Annotated in this window: 8 protein-coding genes; all 8 read left to right on the plus strand. The window is 63.7% G+C overall.

What is annotated here, in order from left to right:
• Positions 1–114 precede the first annotated feature (114 nt).
• Complete coding sequence (locus WBB95_RS08550) at positions 115–1,446, plus strand: amidase (RefSeq protein WP_424487183.1); 1,332 nt, start codon at positions 115–117, stop codon at positions 1,444–1,446.
• An 11-nt stretch (positions 1,447–1,457) separates the two neighbouring features.
• On the plus strand, positions 1,458–2,336 hold the full coding sequence (locus tag WBB95_RS08555; RefSeq protein ID WP_424487184.1) for a polysaccharide deacetylase family protein: 879 nt from the start codon (positions 1,458–1,460) through the stop codon (positions 2,334–2,336).
• Between the two features lie 42 nt (positions 2,337–2,378).
• Complete coding sequence (locus tag WBB95_RS08560) at positions 2,379–3,719, plus strand: MFS transporter (protein ID WP_424487185.1); 1,341 nt, start codon at positions 2,379–2,381, stop codon at positions 3,717–3,719.
• A 10-nt stretch (positions 3,720–3,729) separates the two neighbouring features.
• Positions 3,730–4,491 carry an SDR family NAD(P)-dependent oxidoreductase gene (locus tag WBB95_RS08565; RefSeq protein ID WP_424487186.1) on the plus strand — a complete coding sequence of 254 codons (762 nt, stop codon included), beginning with the start codon at positions 3,730–3,732 and terminating at the stop codon, positions 4,489–4,491.
• Positions 4,492–4,641: 150 nt separating this feature from the next.
• Positions 4,642–5,391, plus strand: coding sequence for an SDR family NAD(P)-dependent oxidoreductase (locus tag WBB95_RS08570; RefSeq protein WP_424487187.1), 750 nt, complete (start codon positions 4,642–4,644; stop codon positions 5,389–5,391).
• A 13-nt stretch (positions 5,392–5,404) separates the two neighbouring features.
• Positions 5,405–5,701, plus strand: coding sequence for a hypothetical protein (locus WBB95_RS08575; RefSeq protein WP_424487188.1), 297 nt, complete (start codon positions 5,405–5,407; stop codon positions 5,699–5,701).
• The gene (locus tag WBB95_RS08580; protein WP_424487189.1) at positions 5,698–6,672 is read left to right on the plus strand and encodes a CobW family GTP-binding protein; all 975 of its coding nucleotides are present in this window, start codon (positions 5,698–5,700) and stop codon (positions 6,670–6,672) included. The genes WBB95_RS08575 and WBB95_RS08580 overlap by 4 nt, the downstream gene beginning before the upstream one ends.
• Positions 6,669–7,841 carry an ABC transporter substrate-binding protein gene (locus WBB95_RS08585; RefSeq protein ID WP_424487190.1) on the plus strand — a complete coding sequence of 391 codons (1,173 nt, stop codon included), beginning with the start codon at positions 6,669–6,671 and terminating at the stop codon, positions 7,839–7,841. The genes WBB95_RS08580 and WBB95_RS08585 overlap by 4 nt, the downstream gene beginning before the upstream one ends.
• Positions 7,842–7,981: the final 140 nt, after the last annotated feature.

A 7,981-nucleotide genomic window follows, 5' to 3' on the forward strand; every position in this document is an offset into this window, starting at 1 on the left:
GCTCTGCACCCTAATCCTCAATCGCGCAGAAAACTCAGCTAACAGACTGGCACGAAAGCTGCCTTTGTAAAATGTACATTTTATTAATATGTACGTTTTATGAGGGTCATTCTGATGTCAGACGCCACTTCAATGGCCGAAGCGTTCGCCAGCGGGCACAGCGACCCGGTGCAGGTGCTCGAACAGGCACTCGTGCATGCGAGCGTGGCGTCCAGCGTGTTTATCTCGCTGACCGCCGAGCGCGCGCTGCGTGAAGCCGAAGCGTCTGCCGCCCGCTGGCGTGCCGGCCAGCCGCTGAGCGTGTTCGATGGCGTGCCGATGGCCTGGAAAGACCTGTTTGATGTGGCCGGCAGCATCACCACCGCAGGCGCCGCCTTGCGCCGCCAAGCACCCGCCGCCTTGCTCGATGCGCCGGTCGTAGGCTTGCTGTGCCGTGCTGGAATGGTCAGCGTGGGCAAGACCAACCTCAGCGAGCTGGCGTATTCGGGCCTGGGCCTGAACCCGCATTTCGGCACGCCCTACAACCCGAGCGGCAGCGATCAGCCGCGAATTCCCGGCGGTTCATCATCGGGTTCGGCGGTCGTTGTGGCGGCCGGCATTTTGCCGATCGCCATGGGCACGGACACCGCCGGCTCGATCCGCATCCCGGCAGCGTTCAATGGCGTGGTGGGTTACCGCAGCAGCAGCCGACGCTACAGCCGCGACGGTGTGTTCCCGCTGGCCCACACCCTTGACAGCCTCGGCCCGCTCACCCGCAGCGTGCGTGATGCCTTGGCCATCGACGACTTGCTCAATGGCCGCCGCCAAACCCATACCGCGCGCAGCCTCAAGGGCCAGCGTTTTGTGCTTGAGCAAGGTGCGCTGGAAGACATCGAACCCGCCGTGCGCAATAACCTGCTGCGCGCGGTGGACCAACTGAGGGCCGCCGGTGCGCTGATTGACGTCCGCCCGTCTGCCACCTTTCAGGCCACCCTCGACCTGATCAAACACCACGGCTGGCTGGGTGCTTTTGAGGCCTTCGCCTTGCACCAAGCCTTGCTCGACAGCACCGACGCCGAGCAACTCGACCCGCGCGTGCGCCGCCGCCTTGAAGCCGCGCGCGCATTGCCCGCCAGCCAACTGATCCACCTCACCGACGCGCGCCGCCGCCTGCAACAGCAACTGATCGACGACCTTGACGGCGACATCCTGATCACCCCAACCGTCGCCCATGTCGCCCCGGCCCTGGCACCGCTGGAAGCCGACGACGCGCTGTTCGCCAGCACCAACCTCGCCACCCTGCGCCTGACCATGCCCGGCAGTTTGCTCGACATGCCCGGCGTCACCTTGCCCAGTGGCCGCGATGCCTTGGGCCTGCCCACCGGGTTGCTGCTCAGCGCCCCGACGGGAGAAGACGCACGCCTGCTGCGCGCGGCGTTGTCCGTCGAATCCGTACTTAATTTTTAAGGAGACACACCATGGCTAAAGACATTCTCTGTGCATTTGGCGTCGACGTTGACGCCGTCGCCGGCTGGCTCGGTTCCTACGGCGGCGAAGACTCGCCCGACGACATTTCCCGTGGGCTGTTCGCCGGTGAAATCGGCGCGCCGCGCCTGCTCAAACTGTTTGAACGCTACGGCCTGCGCACCACTTGGTTTATCCCCGGCCACTCGATGGAAACTTTTCCCGAGCAGATGAAGGCCGTGGCTGATGCTGGCCACGAAATCGGCGTGCACGGCTACAGCCACGAAAACCCGATTGCGATGACCGCCGAGAAGGAAGAAATCGTCCTCGACAAGTCCATCGAACTGATCACCCAGGTCACCGGCAAACGCCCCACCGGCTACGTCGCGCCGTGGTGGGAGTTCAGCAAGGTCACCAACGAGCTGCTGTTGAAAAAAGGCATCAAGTACGACCACAGCCTGATGCACAACGACTTCCACCCCTACTACGTGCGCAAGGGCGACAGCTGGACCAAGATCGATTACAGCCAGCACCCCGACACCTGGATGAAACCCTTGGTGCGCGGCGAAGAAACCGACCTGGTGGAGATCCCGGCCAACTGGTACCTCGACGACCTGCCGCCGATGATGTTCATCAAGAAAGCCCCCAACAGCCACGGCTTCGTCAACCCGCGTCACCTCGAAGAAATGTGGCGCGACCAGTTCGACTGGGTCTACCGCGAATTCGAACACGCGGTGTTCACCATGACCATCCACCCTGACGTGTCCGGCCGCCCGCAAGTGCTGTTGATGCTGGAGCGCCTGATCGAACACATCCAGAGCCATGCCGGCGTGCGCTTCGTTACCTTTGATGAAATCGCCGACGACTTTATCCGCCGCCAACCGCGTACCTGACCCGACCCAAGCACCCTGTGCTCCCACCCCGAGGCGCGATTTATGTCCATCTACAACAAGCTTGACCTGACTGGCTGGAAACCCCGGCAACTGACGTCCCAGGAAGTGCGCTTCGCCACCTGGATTGCGTTTTTCGCCTGGGTGTTTGCGGTGTACGACTTCATCCTGTTCGGCACGTTGCTGCCAGAGATCGGCCGGCACTTCGGCTGGGGTGAAGTGGAGCAAGCTGAAATCGCGACCTGGGTGGCGGTGGGCACGGCGGTGGTGGCCTTTGCGATTGGCCCGGTCGTCGATAAGTTGGGCCGACGCAAAGGGATTATCTTCACCGTGGCGGGTTCCGCGCTGTGCTCGGCACTCACCGCGATTGGCGGGGCGTGGGGCAAGTCGCCGTTGATTCTGATCCGTTCGCTGGGTGGTTTGGGGTATGCCGAGGAAACCGTCAACGCCACGTATTTGAGCGAGCTGTATGGCGCCTCCGAAGACCCGCGCCTGACCAAACGCCGTGGGTTTATCTACAGCCTGGTGCAGGGCGGCTGGCCGGTGGGTGCGTTGATCGCTGCCGGGTTGACCGCGCTGCTGCTGCCGGTGATTGGTTGGCAGGGTTGCTTCATCTTCGCTGCCATTCCGGCCGTGGTAATCGCGATCATGGCGCGCAAACTCAAGGAGAGCCCGCAGTTCCAGATCCACCAGCGCATCAGCGAATTGCGTAAAAGCGGTGCGGTGAAAGAAGCGCAAAACGTCGCCGTGACCTATGGCGTCGACTACGACGAACACAGCAAGGCCGGCCTCAAGGCTGCCTTCCGCGGCCCGGCCCGCCGCGCCACGCTGGTGATCGGCGCCGCGCTGTTGCTCAACTGGGCGGCGATCCAGGTATTTAGCGTGCTCGGCACGTCGGTGATCGTCAGCGTGCACCACATCTCGTTCGAGAACTCGCTGATCATCCTCGTGCTGTCGAACCTGGTGGGTTACTGCGGCTACCTCACCCACGGCTGGATGGGCGACAAGATCGGCCGTCGCAATGTCATCGGCCTGGGGTGGATGCTCGGCGGGCTGGCATTCGCCGGGATGCTGTTTGGCCCGAGCAACATGGCGATGGTGGTCGGGCTGTACAGCCTGGGCCTGTTCTTCCTGATCGGGCCGTACTCGGCGGCCCTGTTTTTCATCAGCGAAAGTTTTCCTACCAGCATCCGCGCCACCGGTGGCGCGATCATCCATGCCATGGGCCCGATTGGCGCAGTGGTCGCAGGGTTTGGCGCAACGCAAGTGTTGTCCGCCGGCAGTGACTGGCAGACCGCTGCCCTGTGGTTTGGCGCGCTGCCGTGCTTTTTGTCCGGCGCGCTGATGTTTGCCGCCCGCCATGTGCGCCCGGAAACCGTTCAGTAAGGAGTGACCGATGAGCCGTAAAGTTGCCTTGATTACCGGTGCCGCCAGCGGCATCGGCCAAGCCCTCGCCGTGGCTTACGCGCGGGTCGGCGTGGCGGTGGTCGGCGGGTATTACCCGGCCGATCCGCATGACCCACACACCACGGTTTCCCTCGTGGAAGAAGCCGGCGGCGAGTGCCTGATGCTGCCGCTGGACGTGGGTGATACCGCCTCGGTGGACGCGTTGGCCGAGGCGGCCGTGCAGCATTTCGGGCGGCTGGACTACGCCGTGGCCAACGCCGGTTTGTTGCGCCGCGCGCCGTTGCAGGAGATGACCGACGCGCTGTGGAACGAGATGCTCAATGTTGACCTCACGGGGGTGATGCGCACCTTCCGTGCCGCCACTCGGCAGATGAAAGAGGGCGGGGCGCTGGTGGCGATTTCGTCGATTGCCGGTGGCGTGTATGGCTGGCAGGACCACAGCCATTACGCGGCGGCGAAAGCGGGCGTGCCGGGGTTGTGCCGTTCGCTGGCGGTGGAATTGGCGCCGTTGGGCATTCGCTGCAATGCGGTGATCCCGGGGTTGATCGAGACGCCGCAGTCACTGGATGCGAAGAACTCGCTGGGGCCCGAAGGGTTGGCCAAGGCGGCGCGCGCGATTCCGCTGGGCCGTGTGGGGCGGGCGGATGAGGTGGCTTCGCTGGTGCAGTTCTTGACCAGTGAGGCGTCGAGTTACCTGACCGGGCAGAGCATCGTCATCGACGGTGGCCTGACCGTGCGCTGGCCGGACTGACCCCGGTTTGAAACCATGCACAATTTAATGTGGGAGCTGGCTTGCCTGCGATGCGGACGACTCCGTTCCTCAGGTACACCGAGGTGACGCCATCGCAGGCAAGCCAGCTCCCACATTTGATTGAGTTTAATCATCAACGGAGGATCAACTATGCCCCAACTCGTTAACCGTCGCGCCGTGATCACCGGCGCCGGCAGCGGCATCGGTGCCGCCATCGCGCGTGCCTACGCCGCAGAAGGCGCGCGCCTGGTTTTGGCCGACCGCAACGCCGCCAGCCTCGCCGAAACCGCGATCACCTGCCGCAACCTCGGTGCCGAGGTGTTCGAATGCCTGGCCGATGTCGGCACTGTTGAAGGCGCCCAGGCCAGTGTCGACCGCTGTGTCGAGCATTTCGGCGGTATCGACATCCTGGTCAACAACGCCGGGATGCTCACCCAGGCGCGCTGCGTTGATCTCACGATCGACATGTGGAACGACATGCTGCGCGTCGACCTCACCAGTGTGTTCGTCGCCAGCCAGCGCGCCTTGCCGCACATGCTCGCGCAGCGCTGGGGGCGCATCATCAATGTGGCCTCGCAACTGGGCATCAAGGGCGGCGCCGAGTTGACCCATTACGCCGCCGCCAAGGCCGGGGTTATCGGCTTTACCAAGTCGCTGGCGCTGGAAGTGGCGAAAGACAATGTGCTGGTCAACGCCATTGCGCCCGGCCCGATCGAAACGCCGTTGGTGGGCGGCATCAGCGACGACTGGAAGTGCGCCAAGGCCAAGGAGTTACCCCTGGGCCGTTTTGGCCTCGCGGACGAAGTGGCGCCCACCGCCGTGCTGCTGGCCAGCGAACCGGGCGGTAACCTGTTTGTCGGCCAGACCCTGGGCCCCAACTCCGGCGATGTCATGCCATGACCGGGGTGTAGCCATGTGCGGACTCTGTGGACTGCTCGGCGAGGACTTGCACTGGAGCGATCCCCTGGGCGATGAGCTGCCCAGGCGCCGCGAACGCTTGCGCCGGATTGCAGCGATCAACCAGGTGCTGGCGGTGTTTCGACTCAAGGTCGAAGACTTCCAGGGCGCGTCGTATCTGCTGATGGGCGCCACCGGCAAACAGGCATTGGCCAGCGGCCTGGACCCACTCTGGCAGGCGGCCGAAACCATGCTCGGTCGCCCGTTGGACCCTCTCGACCCGCGCCTGCTGGATCACCTGGAGTCATCATGAGCATTGCCCTCAATGTCATCACTGGTTTCCTCGGCAGCGGCAAAACCACCTTGCTCAAACGCCTGCTGCAAGGCGAAAGCCTCGGCGACACCGCACTGCTGATCAACGAGTTCGGCGACGTCGGCATCGACCATCTGCTGGTGGAAGAGGTCGCGCCGGACACGTTGCTGTTGCCCAGCGGGTGTGTGTGCTGCTCGATTCGCGGCGAGCTGAAAGACGCGCTGCTCGGCCTGCTGCAGCGCCGCGAACGCGGTGAAATTCCCGCTTTCAAACGCGTGATCCTGGAGACCACCGGTCTCGCCGACCCGGCGCCGATCCTCGCCACGTTGAATAACGATGTGCAACTGCGCGGGCGTTTTCATATCGGCTTGGTGATCACGTTGGTGGACGCCAGCCACGCCGCGTTGCAAGAGCGCCTGCACCCGGAATGGCTGGCGCAAGTGGCCGCCGCCGATCGCTTGCTGTTGAGCAAGACCGACCTCATACAAGACTGCGGCCCCCTGCGCGCGCATGTGCAGGCACTGAACGCCGGTACGCCGATCCTCAACACCTGCGATATCGACAGCGGTGAGCAACTGCTGCTGGGCGAAGGCCTGCGCAGTGCCGAACCCGCCGCCGAAGTCCGCCGCTGGAAGCTTCATCAAACCACCGCCGCCAATCACGGCGACGCGCAAGTCTGCTGCCTGACCTTCGACCAGCCGTTGGATTGGGTGGGTTTCGGGGTGTGGTTGTCGATGCTGTTAAGATGCCACGGCGAACGAATCCTTCGCGTCAAAGGACTGCTCAACGTGAACGCAAGCTCGGCCCCCATCGTTATTCACGGCGTGCAGCACTGCCTGCATGCCCCGGTCCATTTGCCGGCGTGGCCGGGCAGCGACCGGCAATCGCGCCTGGTGTTTATCCTGCGCGGCCTCGACCCGGTGCTGTTGCGGCGCTCCTTCGAGGTGTTCTCACGGCGGTTCGCGGCATGATCACCTTGCGCGTCCTCGGTACTTCCGTGACCTTGCTCGAATGCCTGCGCGTACGTGCCGAGCAGGAGCTGGGCATTCGCCTGGTGTATCAGGTGCACGACGTCGAGCAGGCCCAGCGCATCGCGGTGATGCAGCCCGACAGCTACGACCTCTATGACCAGTGGTTTCACAACGTTGACTTCGTGTGGCCGGCGCGGGCGATCCAGCCCATCGACACGCGGCGCATTGCGCTGTGGCACGAAATCAACGACCTGCCCAAGCGTGGACGCCTGTCGCCGGATGACCGCCTGGGCAGCGGCAGCGTGCCCAGTGAGCGCCTGTTCGTGCAGCACGATGGCAGCCTCGGCAGTACCGTCACCGAGCGCATCAGCATGTTGCCCCTGACCCATAACGCCGACAGTTTTGCCTACCGCCCCGAGCGTTTGCCCGAAGGGTTCAGCCATGGCAATGAAAGTTGGGGCTGGTTGCTCGACCCTGCGTTGCGCGGGCGTACCGCGTTGCAGAGCGACGCCGCCATCGGCGCTTTGGATGCCGCGCTGGCGGTGCAGGGCGCGGGGCTGGCGCACTTCAAGGACATCGGCAATATGAGCATCGAAGAGATTGATGTGCTGGCCGACATCCTCGTGCGCAAGCAGAAGGAGGGGCACTTTGCAGCGTTCTGGTCGGACGATGAAGAGGCGGCGCAGTTGATGGTGAGTCCGAGTATCGACATCCAGAGCCTGTGGTCGCCGACCTTGATGCGCTTGCACCGTGCGGGGGTGAAATACCGGTTGGCGGTGCCGCGCGAGGGGTATCGCGCGTGGTTTGGCGGGTTGTCGTTGTCGCGCCATGCCCAGGGGGAGGTGCTGGATGCCGCCTACGCTTATTTGAATTGGTGGTTGTCTGGGTGGCCTGGTGCGGTGATGGCGCGCCAGGGGTATTACATCGGTAACCCGGCGCGTACGCGCGAGCATTTGAGCGGTGCGGAGTGGGATTACTGGTACGCCGGGAAGGCTGCCTCCGAGGAATTGATGGGCAGTGACGGGTTGCCGTTGATTGACGTGGGGGAGGTGCGTGACGGTGGCACCTATGAGCAGCGCATGGGGCACATTGCGGTGTGGAATTCGGTGATGGATGAGCACAATTATCTGGTGCGCAGGTGGGGGGATTTTATGCGGGCGCGCTCTTGATTGGGGGTGTGTCCGTTATTTGCGTTATGGCGGCTATGGGTTCCGCCCTTACGGCGGCTCACTTTGGAAAAGCCCCAAAGTAAGCAAAGGGCTCTTGCCCCTCCACTCGGTGCCTCGCCTAGGCTCGGCATGCCCGCACG

Source organism: Pseudomonas sp. (assembly GCF_049645325.1).
In the GTDB taxonomy this organism is placed as follows: domain Bacteria; phylum Pseudomonadota; class Gammaproteobacteria; order Pseudomonadales; family Pseudomonadaceae; genus Aquipseudomonas.

Bases quoted from the DNA above. Each gene is read 5' to 3' on its own strand.
- WBB95_RS08550 (WP_424487183.1), top strand. From the start codon at position 115: ATGTCAGACGCCACTTCAATGGCCGAAGCGTTCGCCAGCGGGCACAGC.
- WBB95_RS08585 (WP_424487190.1), top strand. From the start codon at position 6,669: ATGATCACCTTGCGCGTCCTCGGTACTTCCGTGACCTTGCTCGAATGC.
- WBB95_RS08570 (WP_424487187.1), top strand. From the start codon at position 4,642: ATGCCCCAACTCGTTAACCGTCGCGCCGTGATCACCGGCGCCGGCAGC.
- WBB95_RS08565 (WP_424487186.1), top strand. From the start codon at position 3,730: ATGAGCCGTAAAGTTGCCTTGATTACCGGTGCCGCCAGCGGCATCGGC.
- WBB95_RS08580 (WP_424487189.1), top strand. From the start codon at position 5,698: ATGAGCATTGCCCTCAATGTCATCACTGGTTTCCTCGGCAGCGGCAAA.
- WBB95_RS08555 (WP_424487184.1), top strand. From the start codon at position 1,458: ATGGCTAAAGACATTCTCTGTGCATTTGGCGTCGACGTTGACGCCGTC.
- WBB95_RS08560 (WP_424487185.1), top strand. From the start codon at position 2,379: ATGTCCATCTACAACAAGCTTGACCTGACTGGCTGGAAACCCCGGCAA.
- WBB95_RS08575 (WP_424487188.1), top strand. From the start codon at position 5,405: ATGTGCGGACTCTGTGGACTGCTCGGCGAGGACTTGCACTGGAGCGAT.